We start from the raw sequence: 22,736 nt of genomic DNA, 5'->3' as shown, positions 1-22,736 counted from the left end.
TGCAACGCAGTCGAGAAATCTGTTTAGGTAGATCTTTCCCCGCCTGTACGGGCAGGCATTTCGATGCGCTACAGAGATGACAATCATTCTATGGAAAATCTCTATGCTGTCGGAATCGAAGGATCCTTAATGAGATTAATATGGTTATAGAGTCGCTGGCTGAGCCATTGGCTGATCTAAAACTTTTCTGATTTCGTTTTCTATTTCCAAGGTAATCTCATTTGCTGGTTTTACTCCTGGTTCTATCGGTTTTAACACTGTCCATTTTAAAGCATTTCCTGTCGCTAAGGGAAACATGCCGAATCGTACAATTTTCCATGAATTTTCTATGGCCACCGGAACGATCAATGCATTGGGTACCACTTTTAACAGGGTAGCGATACCGCCAAACTGAAATGTTTTCAATTTCCCGTCTTTTGCCCGCGTGCCCTCAGGGAAAATAACAGTACTCCAGTTTTGTTCTTTCATTCTACGGCCAAGTTTGATGATTTCAGAAATGGCCTGTTTGTTATCTTTCCGGTTGATGTTTGCCCCGCCTCCCAAACGCAGGTTAATGGATATGGATGGAATACCTTTAGTAAGCTCAATTTTAGAAATGAATTTTGCACTGTATCTCCTTAAGAACCAAATTAGCGAGGGGATATCGTACATACTTTGGTGATTTGCTGCAAAAATAATGGGCCTATCGGTTGGCAGATCATATTCGTTTTTAAAACTGATCGAATTGAAAAGGAAAAGCTGACAATAGGTAAGGAAAAAATTAAGAATATCAACCGAAACCTTATGTGCTTTATAGCCAAAAAGTTTATAACAAAGCCATTGTATAGGATGAAAGACACAAAGGCATAATCCAAATAAAATATAAAATATAGGGCTTAAAATATATCCGAAAAGCTTGCTCATCTGGTTGATTTAATGGATGGCAAAGATAATAATAAATTATTCTGGTTCTTTGAAGATGTATTTTTCTTCATATTCAATCTCAAATGTTCTCAAGAAATGACTGTATTCCTCTAAAAAGGTATTCTTTTTATGATGTTTTTCTTGGTTTTGGATATATTGAATAACCTGTTGAATATGGCTTTTCGAATAGGAAAATGCACCATAGCCCTCTTGCCAGGCAAATTTTCGTGAGCAAAATCCCTGATGGTTTATCCATTTAGAGCTCTCTGTTTTTACATTTTGGATCAAGCTAGAAATGGATTGGTGCGGACGCATGCCGATAAAAATGTGGATATGATCGGGCATACAATTAATCTGGATCATTTTATGGTTATTCGCCTGAAATATTCCGGTAATATACTTCAGGAGCCTTTCTTTCCAATCTGCTTTGATTAATGCAGCCCTGAATTTAACTGCAAACACAAATTGAATATGCAATTGGGTGTATGTATTTGGCATGGCGTTCTAAATTAAATCAATATTCAGTTTTCTTCTTGAACTAAAATTACCAGCTCTACTTTTTCCAGCTAGGATTTGTTCATATGAATTTTAAATTTTAGGATGATTTAATTTTAGGGATCACTCACACAATTTAAACAAGATATTTGAGTGTGGGGATGTACTGTTGTTCGTAATCTTTTATTAAATTATAAATTATTTTTCGATTCTCATAAATCCTTGGCATTTTTATTTGCAAGAAACGTTCCTACGGAACGAAAATTCTAACTGTACTAATTTTCTACCGGGGACTTGTTCCTACGGAACAGCATGTTAAAATCAAAACTTATGAAATGTGTTCTATCTCAAAATGTCCCATCGGGACATGTGCTCGTTAGAAAGAATGTGTGATATTTTTTATGTTCCGTTAGGAACATTTGGTGGTTATAATCGTTACAATTCCCCATTCAGCATCATGAGCTTTGCTTTTAAAATTGCGGCTACGCTCATCGAATCAGTGATTTTTCCATCCAAAACCATTTGATAGGCTTCATTAAAGGGCAATTTTTTTACAACCAGTTGTTCTGTTTCTTCAGGCATGGCAATACCTTCAATAAGATCGGTAGCAATATAAATAATGCTTAATTCGTCGCTTACCGAGTTGGAAAGGTGTATTCTTTGAATCTCTTTCCATGCTCTTGCACTTATGCCCGTTTCTTCCAGTAATTCTCTTCTTGCACTTTCCAAAGGCGCTTCATGGAAGGGTCCGCCACCTTCCGGAATCTCCCAACTATAGGCGTTTAATGGATACCGGTATTGACCAACCAGCCAGGTATTATAGTTTTCATCTAACGGAAGAATGCCTATGGCCAGGTTCTTAAAATGAACGGTACCGTAAATCCCTTCCCCGCCAGATGGATTAATCACCTGGTGTTCGGTTAGGCGGATCCAGTTGTTGTCGTATTTTACCTCGCTCTTTAGCGTTTTCCAGGGGTTGATTTCTTCCATGGCTGCAAGATAAGCAATCATCTTATTTTTTGTTGTGGGTTTCTACAATATCAAAAAAAAAGCTTAGAAATGATTTCTAAGCTCTTTGGTTATTAAAATGACCCTTCATCAGGGCGGTTATCCTGCTCTTCTTTTTTCTTTTTATTAGTACCGGTAAAGGTGGTTTTTCCAAAGCGGTAAGAGAAAGTTAAATTTCCCATTGTACCCTGAAACTGTCGCTCAAAATCAACAATTGTTGCGCGATCTTCAGTAGTCATGCTCCATCTTCTGGTATTAAATATATCCCTAACATTGAAACTTAAAGATGCTTTTTTACTAGGGAAATCATATTTGGCGCCCCCGTCAATTCCATACATGGCGTTACGCTTTCCCTGTGCCATCACTTCTGCAGCCCTGTAGTCGCCGCGTACCTGTAATGATAAATTTTTAACAACCGTTAAATTTCCGGTTACGTTGGCGTTCCAGCTAAAGCCACTGCTTGATGGGATATCAAACCGGGCGTCGCCGGCAAATTTTGCCTGGTACAAGTTTACGTTCGTGGTAAAATTTAAAGCCTTGATCAGGTCAAAACGGCCGATTAATTCCAATCCGCTGTTAATCTGGTTTGATAAGTTTTGAGGCGTTGAGGTAATAATTCCATTAACCGGTGTACTTCTTACGCGCTGGATTACATCATTGGTTTGACGGAAATACAAGCTTGAAGTCAAGGTAATTTTTTTCCAGTATTTGCTATAGCCCAACTCAAATGAGTGTACATCTTCCGGTAATAAATTCGGGTTACCACCTCTGTAATTTAATGGATCGGAAACATCTAAAAATGGATTGGTATCCCATGGGCGTGGACGGTTTACCCGACGGGTGTAACTCAACTGAAGCTGGTTATCGCCCTTTAGTTTCTGTGTTAAAAATATGCTCGGGTATATTCTTTTATAATGGATATTTCCTTCGGCAGTGGTTAATGTATTATTTGTGTAGCCTTCCAGATGTGTATCTAAACGTGCATCTTCGCCTCTTAAACCTATCTGGTACCCAAAATCTTTAATTTGGTTCTGGTAATTGAAATACAGGGCATGCACCTGATCTTTGCTGTCAAAACCATTGATCAATTTGTTGTTTCTAATGTAAATGCTGCTATTGGTTAGGATCGAATCGGCATATTGATCATTTTCACCTAAACGGATCTGGCTGCGGTAACCCACTTCAATTTTACCCGCTTTACCTACAGGCAATGCGTAATCAGTCTGGATGTTGTAATTGGTGTTGTTACCGGTATTGAATACACGCTGTAAACTCAGGGTTTCATCAATAGGCACGCCATTGCGGTTGGTAGTATTGGTACTGTAATACTGATCATTATTGTTGGTGCCGTGCGAATAGCCGAAATTAAATGTCAGTTCTTCCTTTGGTTTTTTAAATTTCTGTACGAAATCTAAATTTGCGTCATAGCTTGATCCAAAACCATCGGTATTATTCGTTCTGTTGCTAAGCAGAACCGGCAATTGGTTTTTATCTAATTGTCTGATGTCGAGCTGTTCGTTACGCTCATTATCTCTTGAATTAAAGCCACCGGATAAGCTGATTACACTTTTAGGTGCTATGTAATAATCAATACCTGCTTTGGCATTATGTCCTTTATCCAATGATTTGGAAACGGTGTTTTGACTGGCAAATCTGGTATTTAATGAATCGGATTTATAGGTAATATCCTGAAAACCACCTCCAACGCGATTGCCATAACGGTAACCATAGTTTCCATAAATATTGACTTTACTGTTCTGGAAACTTAAGTTGGTATTGGCATTATAATTATCACGGTTACCTGCAGTTAAGGCAACTGAACCATTAAAGCCCAGTTTGGTGTTTTTCTTAAGTACGATATTGATAATGCCAGATTGGCCTTCGGCATCGTATTTTGCTGACGGATTGGTAATAACCTCAACGCTTTCAATAGAACTGGCGGGGATGGATTGCAAAATCTGCGCTACGTTGCCGCCAGCAATTAAAGATGGTTTTCCATCAATTAAAACTTTAACACCTGACGAACCTCGCAAACTCACATTGCCATCCATATCGGTCGAAACAGATGGTACATTTTGTAATAAATCGCCTGCAGAACCGCCCTCGCTGATTACGCTCTGATCTACCGCGAAAATCTTTTTATCGATTCCCATTTGCATACCTTGTTTTTGGCCGGTTACGGTAATTTCGCTTAATACATTGCCTTTTGCAGTATTCATTTTAATATCGCCAAAATTTAAGGTACCTGTGCCTGCCGTTATTTTGATATTATCCCTCACCATGGTTTGGTAACCCACAAAGCTAATTTTAAAAGTAAAGGTTCCGTTAGGAATATCAGTCATTACAAAAGCGCCGTTTACATCGGTTTGAGCTATTTTTGCATTTTTGGCCGTAGCTTTATCAATTAAAACTGCTGTAGCAAACGGAATGGTTTCCTGGGTTTTTGCATCTTTAAGTACTCCGGTAATTTTTGCCTTTCCGTTTGTTTGTGCGAAAAGATTAAATGATAAGCTTAAAAGTAAAAGGGTAATCTGTATAGTTCTGGATTGTAAAAGTCTCATTAAAAATAAAATTTCGTGTGTTTTTATAAAGGGAGACAAAGTAACGGCAACTTAGTTTAATAAACGGGCCGTAACTATTTTATTACAGCCATTTTATAGTAATATTTTTGTGGGTAATATGAAGTTTTGCAGTTAACCGTACGCAATTACCGCTTTTATAAAAACTATAAATGAATATTTCAATTGAACGATCTTCAAAATGTTACTTTTGTTCATCATATTGAGCATAGACTAAAAAATGAAAAAAATATTAATTGTTGATGATCTGCATCCTGCCTTTAAAGAGCAGGCCGTTGCGATGGGTTATCAGGTAGATGATGAACCACTGATTACCCGACAACAAACACTGGATAAGATAAAGGATTATACCGGGATTGCCGTACGTACAAAATTCAGGATTGATGAGGAGATTTTTGCTGCTGCCACCAATTTAAAATTTGTAGCCAGGGCAGGGGCTGGCTTGGATAATATTGATGATAAAATTGCCTTTGAAAGGAATATCGAATTGATTAATGCACCTGAAGGCAATTGCGATGCTGTCGGCGAGCATGCCACAGGTTTGCTCTTATCGTTAATGAATAATTTTCGTAAGGCTGATATCGAAATCAGGAATGGTGTTTGGGATCGGGAAGGAAACCGGGGTTACGAGTTGAAAGGCAAAAAAGTCGGGATTATAGGCTACGGTTTTATGGGACAAAGCTTCGCTAAAAAACTGACCGGCTTTGAGGTTGATGTGATGGCTTATGATAAGTACAAAACCGGTTTTTCTGATGCGTTTGCCCGTGAGGTAAGTATGGAAGAAATTGTGAAATATAGCGATGTGCTGAGCCTGCACATTCCTTTAACAACAGAAACCAGACAAATGGTTGATGACGAATATTTCTTTCATTTTAAAAAGCCTATCTTCTTTATCAATACTGCCAGAGGAGAGATTGTTAATACCACTGCCGTATTGAATGCGATAAAAAATGGAAAGATTTTGGGCGCCGGACTGGATGTGCTGCAAACAGAAAAATTTCCGGCTTTGGGCGAACAGCCCTGGTATGATGAATTAAGGCATAATAATCAGGTTGTTTTAACGCCACATGTTGGTGGCTGGACGTTCGATTCTTACCGTAAGATTTCGGAAGTTTTGGCTGAGAAACTTCGGAATATTTAATGCTTTATGGCAAATCAAGCTATTCAATCAAAAGAATATATTAAAAGCTTCGATTTTGAATATGTTGAAACCTATTCTTTTCAGCAAGAGGCCTATTATTCGGAAACGAATAGGAATACTGGGGAAATACCCTGGCATGATCAGCGTATATCGATTTAGATAAGAAATTAAATAATTCTTCACAAAAAATAAGTTTATTTCAGCGTAATGATGCAGATGCATTTATAATGATCAGTATTCTAGAAACTGATATCTTGAATTTCCCTTCGTGGCTTTGTGCGCCTATTTACAGGGATGCGATTATATTTTAAAATAAGAAAAGAGAAATAATTTCTGCGTTTAATATCTGTTTTGAATGTTGTTATATGGAAACTGACAAGCATATTAATATCGACGCTGATGAAAGAAACTATGAATTGCTCAAATCGTTTTTAAATTCAAAAGGGCATTATATTCGGTGAGACCTATGAAGTTTTTAAAACCTCATAGGTCTGAAAGTAGAAGCGAAAAATAGATAAATCTCCATTTTATTTTCTTAAATTGGCAGTACAATCTAACCATTTTATTATGCCGAAAGATCATCTATATTCGACCACCGTTACCTGGACGGGCAACAAAGGATCAGGTACAATGGATTACCGCTCGTACGACAGAGATTATGTAATTTCAGTAAAAGGTAAAGCCGATATTGCAGGCTCTTCTGATTCTGTTTTTTTAGGCGATAAATCTAAGTACAACCCTGAGGATTTGCTTTTGGCTTCAATTTCCAGCTGCCACATGCTCTGGTATTTACATTTATGCTCCAAAAATGGAATTGTGGTTATTGATTATAAAGATGAAGCAGTAGGTACAATGGAAGAATCGGCTGATGGAAGCGGCCGTTTTAAAGAAGTTATCCTGCATCCTCAAATCTTAATTGCTGATCAGGCGACTTATGAACTAGCAGAATCGCTACACCAAGAAGCCAATAAAATGTGTTTTATAGCCAATTCTTTAAATTTTCCAGTTAAACATCAGCTGGTTATCAGTTATTAGTTTGCAGTTTTCAATTTGCAGTTATCACAAAAACTGGGAGAGAATGACGAGTCAATCGTTAAAAATTTCAGTTAACCGCATTACAAATGCGGGGTTCTGTAATCCGCGTTGCAAACGCGGACAATAAAGTTTTCAGTCCCCATTAATAGTTTTCAGTTGGCGGTTCATACTGCCAACTGAAAACCGAATACCGTCAACTATTGTCCTGACCAAACATTATCTTTCGGTGTTGCATCCATAAAAATTCCGTTATCCAATGCAACCGATTTTACTTTTTTAGCCGTATTCAGCGCGATGTTCAGCTCTTTTTGATTGGCTTTCCAAACTGACGGACTTTTGTGTATAGTCTCGGTTTGCCCATCGATATAGGTTATCACCATATCAAACGGAATGGCAAATCCGCCCACATTTTTAATGGTCACAGTTGATTTTCCTTTTGCTGTTGTTACTTTGCTTATGGCTAAATCAAGGTAGTTGTTGGTGAAGAACCAGTTTTGGAAAAACCAGTTTAGATTCTGTCCTGAACCTGCATTCATGGAATTGAAATAATCCCATGGAATAGGATGTTTGCCGTTCCAGTTGCTCATATAGGTGTGCAGTGCTTTTTTAAATAAATCATCTCCCAGCATATCTTTAAGTGCCAGATAAGATAATGAAGCTTTCCCGTAAGAGTTGTTTCCATAACCTGCGCCCGAAACCTGATCAGACATCGAAATAATGGGTTGGTCTTCTTCTGCCGATTTATCATTAATATAGTTATTTACCCTAAATTTCCTGTAAAAATCGTCTGCCGCCTGTTTGCCATGCTCGGCAATGCCGATTAAATATTCGAATGTGGTGGCCCATCCTTCATCCATATAGGCATAACGGGTTTCGTTAATGCCCATGTAAAAAGGGAAGTAGGTGTGGGCAACTTCATGGTCCTGAACCAATTGTGCAAATACCGGATCGCCAAATTGAGAATCGTTCACCATCATTGGATATTCCATGTCTGCAAAACCTTGAAAAGCAATGGTTTTTACATAAGGGTAAGGGATTCCCGGCCAGTTGTTGGAAAACCAATCCAAAGCATTGAGGTTGTATTTAACCGAGTTGACAAAATCTGTTCCTGTAGCTGGGTTGTAAGCTGCCTGGGCACTGGCACGCCGATTGGTCTTTTTATCCACTATTACGCTCGCACCATCCCAAACATAGTGATTACTCAAGGCAAAAGTAACATCGGTAATGTGGTTTACCGCAAACTTCCAGGTATTCCAGTCTTTTTGTTGTGTTACCTTACCATCTTTCATTTCCTGCTCGGTGGCGATATGGATCACTTCATCACCATTATATGATTTTTTTAAACGTGCAGAAATCTCCGGTTGTAAAACTTCATCGGGGTTGAGGAAATCTCCGGTTGCATAAACCACATAGTTTTTAGGGGCTTTGATTGAGAATTCATAATCGTTAAAGTCATTATAGAATTCGGCCCTGTCAGTGTGTGGAATGCGGTCCCATCCGTTATAATCATCGTAGACCGATATACGGGGGTAGCTATAAGCCACAAAAAAAGAATTTGGATCAATCTGTCCTTCCCTTCCGCTTTCTTTTGATAAGGGGTAATCCCATTCAATTTTAACGGTGATTTTAGATTTTGGCAATAAAGGGTTTTTTAACGTAACATTCCCAACTGTTCCCCAGTTTTTGCTGTCCACCTTATATTTCTGACCATCTACCCAAAAGGCCTTGATATTTAAACCTGTACTCAAAAAATCTTCGCTAACTGCACCACTTCTTGGTGCGGTGGGTTTATGCAGGTTATTTACAAAGCGTACGGCCAGGTTTTTTAAGGTGTCTGAACTGTTGTTGCTGTATAAAATTTCTTCTTTACCGCTAACTACTTTGGTTTCGGCATCTACCTGGATATCCATATTGTATTTGCCATGATTTTGCCAATAATTTGGCCCGGGTTTCCCGTTCATGGCACGTGTACCTTTAGCATAGGCTGCTTTAATATTCCGGGGCATGTAAAGTTCCTGTGCAGAAACTGTATAGCCACCCAGGCAAACGAGCAGGGCAATAGAAAATAACTTTTTCATTTTTAAGAATAATTTAAGCTAAATTAAAATTAATGATTGAATTTTGAATACCTGTGCGATTGAATGTTATGTAAATGATTGATTAATCTCGCGATGAAAACAGTTTGGCGTAAAAAAAGATGGTGAAAGCTAAAATTACGTTAAATCTTAATCTTTTATTTGCTTTTGTAATTTCCACATTTTATCTTCGTTATAATTGAAGCAAGACTATGTAGCAAACCAACTATATAGTCTTGTTTGTTTTTTATAGCGTTTGAACAAAATTAATAGAGCAATGACAGAGGTAACCTACTACACCCAAGAAGGGTTAGATAAATTAAAAGAGGAAGTTCATTATTTAACTACCACCGGTCGTCAGCTAATATCTAAAGCAATTGCAGAAGCAAGGGATAAAGGTGATTTATCGGAGAATGCAGAATACGATGCCGCAAAAGAAGCGCAGGGGCTGCACGAAGCTAAAATAGCTAAATTACAGAATACATTGGCAAATGCACGTTTGATCGATGAGTCGCGTTTGGACTTATCGAAGGTACTGGCATTATCTATTGTAAAAATAAAAAATGTTAAAAATGGGGCAACCATGACCTACCAATTGGTGGCAGAGAGTGAGGCCGATTTAAAAACCGGAAAGATTTCGGTGAAATCGCCCATTGCACAGGGCTTATTGGGAAAATCGGTAGGAGAACTTGCTGAAATCGAAGTGCCTGCAGGCAAAATGCAATTTGAAGTTTTAGAGATATCCAGATAAGCGGATAACATTTGGCGATAAGCGTTAGTCGCTTACCGCCAAACACTTACCTTAACCGCCCAGCTCTTTCCACCTTTTAACCTTCCACGTTATGACTATCTTCTCTAAAATCGTTGCAGGCGAAATTCCTGCTCATGTTGTTGCTGAAACTGTAGAATATTTAGCATTTTTAGATGTTTCGCCATTAACTGCTGGCCATGTGCTGGTTATCCCAAAAATTGAAGTAGACTACCTCTTCGATATGGAGGAAGACTTGTATGTTGGCTTGTGGATGTTTGCTAAAATTGTAGCAAAAGGTGTAAAAATAGCTTTTCCATGCAAAAAAGTAGGCGTTTCGGTCATCGGATTGGAAGTGCCGCACGCACATATTCATTTAATCCCGATGAATAATGTAAGCGATATGAATTTCAGCAAAGAAAAGTTAAAGCCAAGCAATGAGGAATTGGCTGACGCAGCTGAAAAAATTAAACAAGCCTTACTAGAGGTATAAAAGGCCGGCTGTAAAAACACAGCCGACCATTCTATTTGCCCAACCCCAAATATTTTATTGTGCCGGAGCAACCGAGGTTGTGGTTGAAACATAAGGCCAAACTGATCCCGGAGCTGCCGATCCCGGGACAGTAATTCCTTTATTATCGCCTCTTTTGGTATCGGATGCAAAATAATACAATGGCCATCCTTTGTAGGTAAGTTGTTTTTTATTCACGCTGGCTACTGTGATTACACCCAGGTCTGTTTTTGCCATTACAGATGGAACATTCTGTATTTCAGAAGTGTAAACCGGCCAGATTCCTTCTTGTGTTGTGCCTTTTGTATAAGTATTTAATCCGTTTTTATCGGGAGCAAAGGCGTAAAGTGTTCTGCCAAATGCATCAGTAAGGTATTTGGTGAGTCCAGTTCCCTCCACATAAGTACTTGTATAGGTTTTGGTATCAGCCCCTACCAGTTGTGCATTGGCCAACATCAACGAATAATCAGGTTTTGCCACAAACCAGATCCCGCCAACGCCGTCGCCTTTAATGTCTCCTTTAGCAGCATCGCCGGAAAAATAATAAAGTGGGTAACCACGGTAAGTACTTTGTTTACGCCCATCTGTACGGGTAACCTCACCTACTTCTGCCTTATTCAGGTTTAAATCTGTACTGGCATCGGCACTGTAATAAAGTGGCCAGTTGGTTTCACAACCATTTGTACAAGTAGGTACTCCTGCGGCATCATTAGCAAAAAAATATAAGGTTTTACCGTCTTTATTCGTTAATACAGTGCCGAATTTGGCATCGCTTGCCAATTGGATTCCTTTATTGTTATTGTTTGGCGGAGTTGTTGGCTCATCTGAATTGCTTTTTTTGCAGGCAGTAAGTACTACAGCTATACAAAGTACAGCCAATAGATTTCTTTTTAAGTAGATTAGCATAAGATTTTGTTTTAAGTTTTAACTTTAATAAAAATTGATATGCCGCTATTACGCCCACAGGTTTTAAATGGTTGCTTCCATAACGAAGGTTTTTAAGCCAAAATGAATAATAACAGATATTTAAAAAAAGGATTGATTTTGAAGCAACCTTTCGTTGCTCCTGATCGTAATGTGTTTTGAAAGGAGAATTGTGACCGCTAAGCGCGACAAAGAAGATATTCTTATACAAAAGTATATTCAAGGCTGCATTAGAAATGAAAGAGATAGTCAGAAAGCGCTATATCAACATTTCTACAGCTTTGCTATGGGTATCTGTTTGCGTTATGCAAATGATCGGTTAGATGCTGTGGGAATTTTGAACGATGGTTTTTTTAAAGCGTTTAAGAACATTGCCAAATACGAACCTACCAAAGCTTTTTTGCCCTGGCTTGGGCGCATTATAACCAATACTGCTATCGATTACTATCGTGCCAATCTTAAATTTGCAGATCACTTAGATGTTACCGATCATGAATATGTAGCGGAGGTAAGTTCTATATATGATAAGCTGGCATATCAGGATTTATTGGCGCTGGTGCAAGAACTGAGTCCAGGCTACCGTACCGTATTTAACCTCTTTGCTATAGACGGCTATACGCATGAAGAAATTGCCGAAATGTTGGGAATATCGGTAGGTACATCAAAATCTAACCTGTTTAAGGCAAGGCAAAAACTACAGGAAATGTTAAAAGCTACGGAGACGAACACTTACCAAGTGAGAAGTTCGGAGGTAGACAGGAACCTTTTACAGGTAAGGTTAAATACAAATATGCAATGAAAGAGGGAAAAGATATAGATAAATTATTTAAGGATGGATTGGAAAATCCCGACCTTCCTTTTAATGATTTAGATTGGGATAATCTGGAGGAAAGGTTGCATCCATCACCAAAAAGGAGAACAGTACCGATAATATGGCTAACTGCCGTAGCCGGGATAGCTGCCATGTTGCTGGTGGTGTATTTGTTGGTTAAACCCGATGCTGATCAGGCCAAAAACAGACAGGTTAAAACCAAGATAGAAAAAAACAATAATGCCGGTAAGCCTTTAAATGATAAAGAAGAGCTGATTAAAAAGCCAGCAGATGAAAATGGTTCTGCCGGAAATGGACAAGGAAGTTTATTGGCTGGCCATCATAATACAGAAAAAGCCATTAATGTGCAAAAGGGCGCTGAAACACGGTCCACTTCACTAAAAGCTATGGAAACCGGCAGTGATAACAGTAACCAATTAGTTGATGTAATTTATAAACCGAAAATAAATACTGAGCGCGAACCAATAGCATTTGAACAACAAAACCTGGTGTTTGAGCCTGCTCAGGGTAGGGTGGCAAAAATTCAAGATCCTGTTTTTAAGAAGAAACCGCGATTGATATTAAGTATTCTGGCTGCGCCCGATTTAACCAGCGTACAAAAATCAGGGCAAAGTAGCTTAAGTGGAGGCTTGGGCATAGAAGCGACCGTTATCCTAACAAAAAAACTGAGTGTTACTACAGGGGCATCTTACGCAAAGAAAATTTACGGTTCGGATTTTAGTTTATACAAGCCCAACACAAACTATGTATTCAGCATAAAACCATCAAACATCCATGCCAATTGTGACGTATTGGATATCCCGATCAATTTAAATTACAAAGTTTTTGATAACCGCCGTAATTCTATTTCTGTAAGTACAGGTTTATCGAGTTATTTAATGTTAAAAGAAAAATATAGCTTTTCGTACAACGGCACTTATCAGGGTCCGCAAAATTTCGAAGTAAAAAATGCGAACCAGCATTATTTAGGTATAGCCAATGTTGGTATAGAGTTTCAGCACAAAATCAATCATAATTTAAGCATTAGCGCTAAACCTTTTATGAAAATTCCGTTAACCGATATCGGTTATGGCAATAGCAGGTTATCGTCAACAGGCGTGGCTATTTCTGTAAATATGAATCTGTTTAGGAGGAATTAGTGTTTAATATTGCGGATGGGATCTGGTAAAGGCACAAAATCGGTTTCTCCAGGTACGGGTTTAAAGGTTTGTTCCAGCCATTTTATTTTTGCTTTTTCAATTAATTCCCTATCAGAGGCTACAAAGTTCCAGTAAATAAAACGTTCTTCAGGAAAAGGTTCACCTCCGAAAATGTAAACCGTGGTATTTGCGTGCATGGTAAATTCACAGAGTCTGGCATCGTTGGCAATTAGAATCTGGCGGGGTTCGAAAATATGTCCGTCACTTTCTATTGCGCCTTCTAAAATATAGAGGGCACTTTCGCCGAAAAGATAGTCGCCAATATTTACTTTCTGGCGGTTAGTACTCTTTAACTCTAAAAAATATAAAGGGCTGTATACCGGTACCGGAGATTTATAACCAAACGCCTCCCCGGCAATCAATTTAAAATGGACGCCATCTTGGGTCCAGCCCGGAATATCCGCCTCTTCCACATGGAAAAATTCGGGTTCCATCTGTTCTAAAGCTTTTGGTAAAGCTACCCAGATCTGCAGGCCATGAAGCATTTTATCCGTATGCCTAAGGTATTCAGGGGTTCTTTCTGAATGTACAATACCACTTCCGGAAGTCATCCAGTTTACCTGTCCAGGCTTAATCACAATATCCGATCCTAAACTGTCTTTGTGCGTAATCTCGCCTTCGAACAAGAAAGTTAGGGTAGATAAACCGATATGCGGATGGGGTGGAACATCAAGGTTTTCATGATCGCTCATTGCGGCAGGCCCCATATGATCAATAAATGAAAATGGCCCAACCATACGTTTTTCACGGAAAGGGAGGAGTCTGCCAACCATGAAATTGCCAATATTTGCAGGTCTTTCTTCGATAATGAGTTTAATGTTCGACATGGGACAATCAATTTTTTGATGACGTGAATTTATGGAAAAAGACTGGGATTTAAATTGAAATTCTATTTGTCACGTCATTTCGAGTGAACTGCAACGGAATCGAGAACCCGAAGGCTCAGCGAAGCTAAATCTATAAAAACGGCATTTAGTGATGTGCATTCTCGAAAGAATTGAAATAAAGATTGTATACGTGTCAGATGTAAACATTTGACCTCACAGAATTGATTGAGGTGACAAAGTTTGGTCGTTTAATTTTATTTGGAAAGCAGTAACAGAGGCTTTTAGGCAATTGTGGTCCCGCTCCCGCTTTCGCCAATTGGAAGGAATTGGCATCCCGCTTCGATCGGGTTTAGATGGCTACGGCATTGCTGCTATCAGAAGTTAAATAAACCCGGCCAACAGCGTTATCCCAATTTTCAGTCGGATTAAGCAAAGGGCGGGGCTGGAGCAACCGAAGCATTACAGGTATTGCTTTCATAATTATCCAAAAAGATTCCGTGCTTCAGTATTTCCGTAGCAAAAAAAAATTTTATTTGAAGTTAGATGTTACCATTTGACTGGCTAAAAAAGGTATTAAGAAATTAGAAAGAGAGCAACTCCACAATTAATATTTGAGAGGTGTGTCAGATGGTAACATCTGACACAACCAGAAACAAAAAAAAGCATCCCTTTTGAGATGCTTTTAAACTTAAAGAGAAAATATAGTTCTTATACCAGTTGCATCAAAGCTTCTTTGCTGAAGCCTTTCAATTCATCCAAGCGGTTATGTTTAATTTTTTCAACCCAATTAGGGTCTGCTAACAACGGACGTCCAACTGCTACTAAATCAAAATCGCCACGGTCCATTCTGCGCGCCAATTCATCTAGCGAACTAGGCTGCGAACTTTGTCCCGCAAAAGCACCAAAAAAATCACCGTCTAACCCAACTGAACCTACTGAAATGGTGGCCTTACCTGTTACTTTTTTCGCCCATCCGGCAAAATTCAGGTCAGAACCTTCAAACTCCGGTTCCCAGAAACGGCGTTGCGAACAATGGAAAATATCAATTCCGGCTTCTGCGAGTGGGGTTAACCATTCTTCCATTTCCTGCTCGTTTTTAGCCAATTTAAAATCGTAAGCAGCGGGTTTAAATTGCGATAAACGGATAATCAAAGCGAAATCTTCGCCAACCCTTTTACGTACTTCCTTAATTACTTCAACGGCAAAACGGGTACGCTCTGCTAAGGTTTTTCCTCCATAAATGTCGGTTCGGTTATTGGTAGCATCCCAAAAAAACTGATCAATCAGATATTGGTGTGCGCCATGTATTTCAACTGTGTCAAAACCTAAAGTCTTGGCATCAGCTGCGGCCTGACCAAAAGCAGCAATGGTATCGGCAATAGCTGCATCCGTCATCGGTACACCATTTTCAAAACCCGGTTTGTTAAAACCTGAAGGGCCTTCAAAAGGTGCATCGGGCAACCAGCCTGATGCATGGTTTTCCATAATTCCCTGGTGCCAGATTTGTGGACCCATTTGCCCGCCGGCCTGGTGAACTTCATTAATCACCTGTTGCCATCCTGCTAAAGCTTCTGTACCATAAAAATGTGGAATGTTTGGGTCCGCAGAAGAAGATGGACGGTTAATTACCGTTCCTTCAGACAAAATTAAGCCTACTTCTCCGGCCGCTCTTTTTGCATAATAAGTAGCAACCTCAGGTGTTGGCACTCCGCCCGGAGAGAATGATCTCGTCATAGGTGCCATTACAATTCTATTTTTGATATTCAAAGTTTTAAGGCTAAATGGCCTGAATAAACTATCTGTGTTCATATATTTTTAAATTATATTTCGGTATTAATGATATCGCTTAATTTTTTTAAGCCTTCTTTATTGCGTTTGTAATAAGTCCATTGGCCCAGTCGTGTAGAACTGATTAAATCAGCACGCTGTAAGATGGACAGGTATTCTGAAATGGTGCTTTGCGACAGGCCGCTTTTCATCTGGATCTGACCAACGCAAACACCAACATTTTCAAAATCGGCATTTGGCTGTTCCGGAAAATGTAACTCCGGTGCTTTTAACCAGGTTAAAATCTGTAAACGTGTTTTATTGGAAAGGGCTTTAAATATTTCTACTTGATCCATGTTGCAAATGTATATCGACTTTTTCCGATATACCAATTAAATAGCTAAAGTTTACAATTGGATGTAAAACTTCTGGATAGGTAAAAACGAAGGAAGGTATATACTAAAATGAAAGATGCTTCGCACGGCTCCAGCATGACAATGAAAAATAGATATGGAAAAAAGCCAAAAAAAACGGGGATAAATCATACCGACCTATCCCCGTCATCTAAATTAACGCTCTCAGATATATAAACAGCCAAAAAGGTGATTTATTGTATATGAGGTAAAATATTTTTTATTTTTTTGTTGCAGGCTTTTTTGCTGCTGCTTTTGTTTTCTTTTCTGCTACTGGAATTTCTTCTGTAACCTCAGCTTTTTTCTTTGCAGGCGCTTTAGCTTTTTTAACTTCTACCGTTAATTCTTCAGTTGCTTCTGCTTTCTTCTTAGCCGGAGTTTTTGCTTTTTTCAGTTCAGTTGCAGGTGCCTCAGCAACAGGTTCTTCTTTAGCCTCTACTGCTTCAGACGTGTGATCTTGTTTCAGATAGTTAGCGAGGACCTGTCTTAAATACACCTCTGGTTTAGGCATATTGATGATGGTTCCCGGTTCTTTATCCTGAGATTGCTTAATATAAGCTGATTTAATTTTTCCCCAGTCTTTAGAGTAGAGTTTAATAAACATTTCTACAAATTGTTCGTCTGTATATTTTTTAGGCAACCTACCTAGCACTGCCTGGATTTTTTCTTCTTTTTTATGTAATACCGCCATGGATTTTATTTTGTACAAAGATAGTTGAATTTTATCATTATCTTTTTTACTTGTTCAGGCCGATAGGTGGAGATCATTGTTCATGTTTACATTTAAAGGGAAACCAGTGTTTCAGCAGTGGTATGTTCGTTTTTCCTGTTCTTAACCAGCCTTTCGCGATGTTTTAAGCCCCATTCTCTGAGCTCATTAATTACCCGGTCAAGCGATTCGCTATAGGGGGTAAGCTCGTAAGTTACGGTAACGGGGGTGGTGGAAAATACTTTTCGAACCAGAAACTCATTTAACTCGAGGTCTTTGAGTTCCTTCGATAATATTTTGGGCGTAATTTCTCCAAGCGATTTCTGTATTTCATTAAATCGCTTAGGGCCATCTTGCAAAGCGATAATTAACGGAAACTTCCACTTCCCATTTAATACATATAGGGCATCTTTTACCGCATTTAAACTTGCCGTACAGGTTTCTTTGTTGCGGTGTTTTTTTCCTGGTTCCATCATGCAAATTTACAAGCTTTAATTAAGGATGTCGCTATCTTTTTGAATATAAGTATCGTTTGGATAGTTTTAGGTGGCTGTCATGAGAACAGTATCACCAAATGTTATTTTTTCCAGCCTTTTTGCATTTTTTTGTAGGCTTTTTTGCTGATTTTCGATTTCTTTTTTGATCTCGACTTGCCTTTTTTCTTTCGGGCATTAATGTTGTTCACCAACGAGTTTTTAACGCCTAACTTATTCTTTTTTTTACCTTTCTTTTTATCCTTTTTCTTTTTGCTTTTTTTCTTCTCTTTTGCCATGATGTAGATTATTTATTCAAGATAACACCAAATTGTAGAAAAATGTTCCTGTAAAAGTAGGGGAGATGGTTAGCTAATGCAGGATTTTAAGATTATGTATAGCGAATTTTAATTAAAATTTTTTAAAATGAAATTAGTCCCTATCAAGGATTTATACCCAGCTACAAACTGGATTTGTTGCGCCTGGAACAAAAAAGCACCAACCCGGAAAGATTGATGCTTTTAAATGCTGTTTATTAAACTTTTTTAGGTGGAAGATCAAATGCAATGGCTTCATGCTCAAAATGGCCTTTGTGGGCGCCATCGCAAAAAGGCTTGTTTTTAGATAAACCACAACGGCAGATTGAAACGACTTCTCTGCCCTGCAGGCCATAAGCATTCCCGTTTTTATCTACTATCTCGAAATCGCCCTCTATTTTAACGGAGCCGTTATTGTTAATGGTAAGTTTTGTTTTTGACATGTATGTGCTAGTTTGGCACAAAACTACAGCATAGAAATGTTAGTTTTTAAGTAGTTTTCTATTTAGAAACATTCTCTTGTTGGCTTAGGCTTCCTTCCTGATCACGTAGGCCATCATATCTGTTCTGATTTCAAAACCCAGTTTCCGGTAAAGTTTAATAGCGCCATCATTGTCATTTCTAACATGCAAAAAGGGTATTTCAGCACGGAGTAATATCCTTTTGATCTGTTCCTGTAAAATTTTATAGGCATAACCTTTTCCTAAGTGATCAGGATGCGTACAAACGGCACTCACTTCCCGATAAGGGCTTGGGAAAAACCGGTGTCCGGCCATGGCAGCCAGTTTTCCTTCCGTAAATATGCCGGTGTAATTGCTCAGCTCAATGGTTTTGGCCAAAAACGGACCCGGTTTGGTCAGTTCTACCAGATTGATCATTTCTGTAACATGTTGCAGGTCGAGATCTGTTATTCCGGTTGCACCTGTTTTGGGTATTTCTTTGTTACGAAAAACAAATTGAAACATGTTAATCTGGTTCAACAATTTCCATTGTCCAGGTATTTCAACCGGAGTTGTAGAAAAAAATACGAAAAGACTTTCTGGCGGGCTGATTTTATAGAGGGTATTTAAATTCTCCTGAGAATTATCTTTTAACCCGGCAAACGCAGTAATATCTTCGATATAATATTTTACTTCATCAGTGCCTTTTGAGATATGGCTATGCCCGGATGTTAGGGCATAATAAATCGGATTATCCAATACATGTTCCATGCCGCAAAGATATCAAAAGCTTGGGTTAGGCAGCGTTAAATTTTACGGGAATGGGCAGGACGCAATTTTTGATATCACAAAAAATACCCGCGGTTTTTAATCGCGGGTATTGAAACATGCTGTTAATACGAAGCTAAGTTTATTGAGTTGAGCCCGATCTGATCAGTTTCCATAGTGACTCTACAGGTACTGTATTCTTCACTACCATCTGCACACTAGGGTTCATTTCGCTATGGGTAAACATTTTGGTATTGGATACTGTACCAATCACATTTCCATAGCTATCCGTTACCGGACCGCCGCTGGATCCCGTTGCATAATCTGCTGAAATGGCCATCATTTCACGGAAAAATTTTTTGTTAATTTCACCGGCTTCTTCCATGTATTTGTTGGTTACAATGCCTTTGCTAAAAAAGTAGTGCATGCCTTTCGGGTGACCCAAAACATACACATCATCACCAACCTTACCAGCTTGTGCCAGTGATAAAGCAGGAATTTTTTCGCCATCAGTTACCAGTTTAATTAATGCAAGATCATTTGTCTTGGAACAGGCGAGAACACTCTTTACAGCATAAACCTTACCATTAGCCATCCTAACGGTAAGTCCTAGCGGTTTATTCCCATCGCTGATGTTGGCATACATTGCTGCTACATGATAATTGGTTACTACAATGCCACTCGGATCTATAACGTACCCGGAAGATTCACTAATATGAGAATTGCTGCATCTCGGACAAAGATAGGCAATACCTACGGTTACCGTTGCAGGTTTAGCTAGCTCATAGATTTCGTTTCCGGTTTTTTCCCTTTTATCCGTTTTCAGTAAATTTAGTGAAATAGCCTGTGTATTTTCTGCTAATTGCGTTTTAACATCATCTGCGGTAACGCTTTTTACTTTTAGAAATAACGAATCTAATGATTTCTGGTACTTTGCTGAAATCCTGGCATCGTCGGTAAAGGTTTGTGCACAGGTAGCACCAACAGCAAGTAAAAATATACCTGTTGCCATACCTATGCCTTTCTTAAGTGTTTTTATTCCTAACATCTTTTTACGATTTTAAGCCTTCGCTACTTACCCGTCATTTTCATCACGCGTTCTGCTTTACGCTGATAATCCTGCGCCTCCCTTTCGTAGGTCTTCGCTACCCCACTGAAATATTCTCTTATTGCGCTTTTTTGCGTTTCATTCGCTTTATCGAATTGCTTCATTAAAATACCATCCAAAATTCCCTTGAATACATCTATATTTGGAAGGTTTGCAATGTTGCGCTTATAATAAGCAATTAAGCCATCCAAATCCTTATTGACGACGTAAAGGGCAATTCTGCACATATGTGATTCCGGTTTATCCTGAGGTAACTTCAACAATGCTACGGTATAGGCAACTTCCTCCACTTCCTTAGGGGTATAATAGATATTGTATTTGGCATTGGTTTCACTGGCCATCTGGTACATATCTTTGCGTATTTTATCAAATACGATCCTGTTCGTTACTTCCGTACCCCAGTAAGCATCTATATTCGATTTCTCTAACATCAGTTTTCTGAAGAAAGGGCTACCGAACTTAGTGATGCCAAATGCCAGTTCAAGATACTCTTTACTGAACCGCTCAAAATCCTGTGCATTGTCAAATAGTTCTTCGAGAACCGGAGAAGGATCTTTTGAATTTTGATAAAGTGCTAAAGCGTAAGGAAATCCTGTGCGCATACTTTTCTTTTCTTCGTAAGCGGCTTTCAGTCCAGGTATCGAATTTTTCGGATCCAGTGCTGCCTTTACCTTGTCTACAAATTCCTGTGCCGAAGCTTTGCCCACTACACGGTTAATTTCCTGTCCCTGGAAATTCAGCAATAGAAAAGTTGGATAAGCCGTTACATTATACTTTTTGGCAATCTCTTTGCCTTCACCTTTTTCCATATCAAACCGCACTGATACGAATTTCGGATTGAAGTAATCTCCGGCTATTTTTTTAGGAAATTCCTGTGCTTCCATCTCTGCACAGGGAATACACCAGCTCGTGAAGCAGTCAATAAGTATTAATTTCTCGGCTCCAGGAATTCCAGCCTTATTTAAGGCTTCGTTCATGGTCAGTTTTTCGAAGTTAATGCCTTGAGCCTGTGCAGATCGCCAGCTCAGGATGCCTAGACAAATGGTTAAGCATGCAATTAGTTTTTTCATTTCGATTTTGATGTTTGCGTGTTGTTTAAAGTTGAGTCGATCAGTGCTTTCAGTTTAGGGTCTGAAGGGCGGGGAGCCTGGAAATCCACCATTTTTCCGTTTTGATCAATCAGGATAAATCTTGGGATTGATATTACTTCATAATCGCCAATCATTGGTCCTTTGTTGTTGGTAAACAGGTGAAGTCCGGATAATTTTTTCTCTTCTACCATTTTTTGCCATTTGGCTTGATCGGTATCAATAGAAAGGCTGATAAATACGATGTTTTTGCCTTCATATGATTTTTCCAGTTCTTCTAATGCCGGTTGTTCTTTCAAACATGGAACACACCAGGTAGCCCACAGGTCAAGCAATACTACTTTGCCGAGATTGTCGGTTAAACGATGAATCTTACCGCTCGCATCGGGATAGGCAAAATCAATAGATTCGCCCCCAGGTTGCTGCAGGCGTGCTCTTTTTAATAATTCATTAATTTTGTCCCGTTGTTGATTAGTCTGCATAAACTGCTCATTACGTTCCAGGTATTTAACCAGGTTCACGTTTGCACCTCTTTCAGCCTGTGCCAGAATAAATTTGGCTTTAAGCTCTTTATTGGATATCTCAGGGATGAGCATATCTGCAGCCATTCCCTGTTTACTATTATAGATAATGTGTTTTACAAAGGCATGGTACAGCATGTAATGATAACCCATAGGCAGTGTCCAGATATTGCCATCTGTCCATTTTTCATCATTGTAAAATTTTACCAGACTTTCAGGATATTCCTCTTTCTTTCCGATGTTTAAACCGGAAGCAGTAGGGATAATCACATCATATTTATAGCTATAGGTTAAGAAATATTTAGCCTGTTTATCAAAGTCCGCGTTACCGGTTTTGATATTTTTAATAAATTGCTCAACCGGTACTTTTAATGAGTCGATAGCTTTAAGGTAACCGGCAGGAGGCAATCGGTAACCATCTTTGGTATAACCATAAGTTCTTAATGGTTTAATCATTTTGTACCAATCGGCAAATACTTGGTTTTCTTTGTTAACTGTGCCCGAATAAACAATCTGTCCGTCACCGGCATCTATGTTCAATTCATCACCGGCTTTCAGATAAACCGCATATTGTTCATCAAATATCCCAACATAACGGATGTTATTCAGATCTTCTTTTTTTACCTCACCACGGAAGGTTTGATCTTGTCTACTTTTTATCATTGGTAGAAGTACCTCAATTTCACCGTCTTTTGGTTTGGAAAAAAAGACCTCTTGAGCTTCTTTGCCATTTGGCATAAGTTTATGGAATTTTCCTTTGATAACTGCGGTTTGCGCCCATGTGGATGCCGATACGGCCAGCATCATGGAAAAAAATAGTGTTTTTTTCATTATTAGTTTGTAATTGTTTTTTTT

Annotated in this window: 24 protein-coding genes; 6 read left to right on the top strand and 18 right to left on the bottom strand. The window is 38.9% G+C overall.

The window, feature by feature from the left end:
- Nucleotides 1-144: 144 nt before the first annotated feature.
- The 4 genes from BM107_RS14590 to BM107_RS14575 form a co-directional block, all read right to left on the bottom strand.
- Nucleotides 145-903, bottom strand: a complete 759-nt coding sequence (locus BM107_RS14590) for a lysophospholipid acyltransferase family protein (protein WP_090984564.1) — start codon at nucleotides 901-903, stop codon at nucleotides 145-147.
- 36 nt (nucleotides 904-939) lie between these two features.
- Nucleotides 940-1,401 carry an IS200/IS605 family transposase gene (gene tnpA, locus BM107_RS14585; protein WP_090984562.1) on the bottom strand — a complete coding sequence of 154 codons (462 nt, stop codon included), beginning with the start codon at nucleotides 1,399-1,401 and terminating at the stop codon, nucleotides 940-942.
- Between the two features lie 432 nt (nucleotides 1,402-1,833).
- Complete coding sequence (locus BM107_RS14580; RefSeq protein WP_090984667.1) at nucleotides 1,834-2,388, bottom strand: NUDIX domain-containing protein; 555 nt, start codon at nucleotides 2,386-2,388, stop codon at nucleotides 1,834-1,836.
- Nucleotides 2,389-2,480: 92 nt separating this feature from the next.
- On the bottom strand, nucleotides 2,481-4,967 hold the full coding sequence (locus BM107_RS14575; RefSeq protein WP_090984560.1) for a TonB-dependent receptor: 2,487 nt from the start codon (nucleotides 4,965-4,967) through the stop codon (nucleotides 2,481-2,483).
- 238 nt (nucleotides 4,968-5,205) lie between these two features.
- Between BM107_RS14575 and BM107_RS14570 the strand changes: the two genes are divergently transcribed.
- Together BM107_RS14570 and BM107_RS14565 are read left to right on the top strand one after the other, a co-directional pair.
- Nucleotides 5,206-6,126 carry an NAD(P)-dependent oxidoreductase gene (locus tag BM107_RS14570; protein WP_090984558.1) on the top strand — a complete coding sequence of 307 codons (921 nt, stop codon included), beginning with the start codon at nucleotides 5,206-5,208 and terminating at the stop codon, nucleotides 6,124-6,126.
- A gap of 567 nt (nucleotides 6,127-6,693) precedes the next feature.
- Nucleotides 6,694-7,161 (top strand): OsmC family protein, encoded by a 468-nt coding sequence (locus tag BM107_RS14565; RefSeq protein WP_090984556.1) that lies wholly within the window; start codon nucleotides 6,694-6,696, stop codon nucleotides 7,159-7,161.
- Nucleotides 7,162-7,358: 197 nt separating this feature from the next.
- Here the strand turns inward: BM107_RS14565 and BM107_RS14560 are convergent, their stop codons facing one another.
- Complete coding sequence (locus BM107_RS14560; RefSeq protein WP_090984554.1) at nucleotides 7,359-9,239, bottom strand: M1 family metallopeptidase; 1,881 nt, start codon at nucleotides 9,237-9,239, stop codon at nucleotides 7,359-7,361.
- Between the two features lie 274 nt (nucleotides 9,240-9,513).
- Here BM107_RS14560 and greA point away from each other — a divergent pair, with 274 nt between their 5' ends.
- Both greA and BM107_RS14550 read left to right on the top strand, forming a co-directional pair.
- Nucleotides 9,514-9,987, top strand: a complete 474-nt coding sequence (gene greA / locus BM107_RS14555; protein WP_090984552.1) for a transcription elongation factor GreA — start codon at nucleotides 9,514-9,516, stop codon at nucleotides 9,985-9,987.
- Nucleotides 9,988-10,078: 91 nt separating this feature from the next.
- On the top strand, nucleotides 10,079-10,477 hold the full coding sequence (locus tag BM107_RS14550) for an HIT family protein (protein WP_090984550.1): 399 nt from the start codon (nucleotides 10,079-10,081) through the stop codon (nucleotides 10,475-10,477).
- Nucleotides 10,478-10,531: 54 nt separating this feature from the next.
- Here BM107_RS14550 and BM107_RS14545 read toward each other — a convergent pair whose 3' ends face one another.
- Nucleotides 10,532-11,401 (bottom strand): hypothetical protein, encoded by an 870-nt coding sequence (locus BM107_RS14545; protein ID WP_090984548.1) that lies wholly within the window; start codon nucleotides 11,399-11,401, stop codon nucleotides 10,532-10,534.
- 190 nt (nucleotides 11,402-11,591) lie between these two features.
- On the opposite strand from BM107_RS14545, the gene BM107_RS14540 reads away from it, so the two are divergent.
- Together BM107_RS14540 and BM107_RS14535 are read left to right on the top strand one after the other, a co-directional pair.
- Nucleotides 11,592-12,218, top strand: a complete 627-nt coding sequence (locus tag BM107_RS14540; RefSeq protein WP_244278816.1) for an RNA polymerase sigma factor — start codon at nucleotides 11,592-11,594, stop codon at nucleotides 12,216-12,218.
- Nucleotides 12,215-13,390 (top strand): hypothetical protein, encoded by a 1,176-nt coding sequence (locus BM107_RS14535; protein WP_090984544.1) that lies wholly within the window; start codon nucleotides 12,215-12,217, stop codon nucleotides 13,388-13,390. The genes BM107_RS14540 and BM107_RS14535 overlap by 4 nt, the downstream gene beginning before the upstream one ends.
- On the opposite strand, the gene BM107_RS14530 is transcribed toward BM107_RS14535, so the two are convergent.
- From BM107_RS14530 to BM107_RS14480, 12 genes are all read right to left on the bottom strand, one after another.
- Nucleotides 13,387-14,277 carry a pirin family protein gene (locus tag BM107_RS14530; protein ID WP_090984542.1) on the bottom strand — a complete coding sequence of 297 codons (891 nt, stop codon included), beginning with the start codon at nucleotides 14,275-14,277 and terminating at the stop codon, nucleotides 13,387-13,389. The two genes, BM107_RS14535 and BM107_RS14530, sit on opposite strands and share 4 nt — an antisense overlap.
- Nucleotides 14,278-14,626: 349 nt before the next feature.
- Nucleotides 14,627-14,755, bottom strand: coding sequence for a hypothetical protein (locus BM107_RS25210; protein WP_262987383.1), 129 nt, complete (start codon nucleotides 14,753-14,755; stop codon nucleotides 14,627-14,629).
- A 230-nt stretch (nucleotides 14,756-14,985) separates the two neighbouring features.
- Entirely contained in the window at nucleotides 14,986-16,086 is a 1,101-nt protein-coding gene (locus BM107_RS14525) for an NADH:flavin oxidoreductase (protein ID WP_090984539.1), read from the bottom strand.
- Nucleotides 16,087-16,097: 11 nt separating this feature from the next.
- Nucleotides 16,098-16,400 carry an ArsR/SmtB family transcription factor gene (locus tag BM107_RS14520; protein ID WP_090984537.1) on the bottom strand — a complete coding sequence of 101 codons (303 nt, stop codon included), beginning with the start codon at nucleotides 16,398-16,400 and terminating at the stop codon, nucleotides 16,098-16,100.
- Nucleotides 16,401-16,677: 277 nt separating this feature from the next.
- Nucleotides 16,678-17,148 carry a hypothetical protein gene (locus BM107_RS24945; RefSeq protein ID WP_208864385.1) on the bottom strand — a complete coding sequence of 157 codons (471 nt, stop codon included), beginning with the start codon at nucleotides 17,146-17,148 and terminating at the stop codon, nucleotides 16,678-16,680.
- Nucleotides 17,149-17,240: 92 nt separating this feature from the next.
- Nucleotides 17,241-17,642 (bottom strand): winged helix-turn-helix transcriptional regulator, encoded by a 402-nt coding sequence (locus tag BM107_RS14510; RefSeq protein ID WP_317614803.1) that lies wholly within the window; start codon nucleotides 17,640-17,642, stop codon nucleotides 17,241-17,243.
- 101 nt (nucleotides 17,643-17,743) lie between these two features.
- Nucleotides 17,744-17,938: a hypothetical protein gene (locus BM107_RS14505; protein WP_090984532.1), complete on the bottom strand. Its 195-nt coding sequence runs from the start codon at nucleotides 17,936-17,938 to the stop codon at nucleotides 17,744-17,746.
- Between the two features lie 236 nt (nucleotides 17,939-18,174).
- Entirely contained in the window at nucleotides 18,175-18,399 is a 225-nt protein-coding gene (locus BM107_RS14500) for a CDGSH iron-sulfur domain-containing protein (RefSeq protein WP_090984530.1), read from the bottom strand.
- 84 nt (nucleotides 18,400-18,483) lie between these two features.
- The gene (locus tag BM107_RS14495) at nucleotides 18,484-19,167 is read right to left on the bottom strand and encodes a GNAT family N-acetyltransferase (RefSeq protein ID WP_090984528.1); all 684 of its coding nucleotides are present in this window, start codon (nucleotides 19,165-19,167) and stop codon (nucleotides 18,484-18,486) included.
- 139 nt (nucleotides 19,168-19,306) lie between these two features.
- Nucleotides 19,307-20,212 (bottom strand): S1 family peptidase, encoded by a 906-nt coding sequence (locus BM107_RS14490; protein WP_090984526.1) that lies wholly within the window; start codon nucleotides 20,210-20,212, stop codon nucleotides 19,307-19,309.
- A 23-nt stretch (nucleotides 20,213-20,235) separates the two neighbouring features.
- Nucleotides 20,236-21,342, bottom strand: coding sequence for a thioredoxin family protein (locus BM107_RS14485; RefSeq protein WP_090984524.1), 1,107 nt, complete (start codon nucleotides 21,340-21,342; stop codon nucleotides 20,236-20,238).
- The gene (locus tag BM107_RS14480) at nucleotides 21,339-22,712 is read right to left on the bottom strand and encodes a TlpA family protein disulfide reductase (RefSeq protein WP_090984522.1); all 1,374 of its coding nucleotides are present in this window, start codon (nucleotides 22,710-22,712) and stop codon (nucleotides 21,339-21,341) included. Before BM107_RS14480 ends, BM107_RS14485 begins: the two co-directional genes overlap by 4 nt.
- Between the last annotated feature and the right edge of the window lie 24 nt (nucleotides 22,713-22,736).

Origin of the sequence: Pedobacter suwonensis, from assembly GCF_900111825.1 — a bacterium.
Lineage (GTDB): Bacteria > Bacteroidota > Bacteroidia > Sphingobacteriales > Sphingobacteriaceae > Pedobacter > Pedobacter suwonensis.
This window is presented reverse-complemented; position numbering and strand designations above follow the sequence as displayed.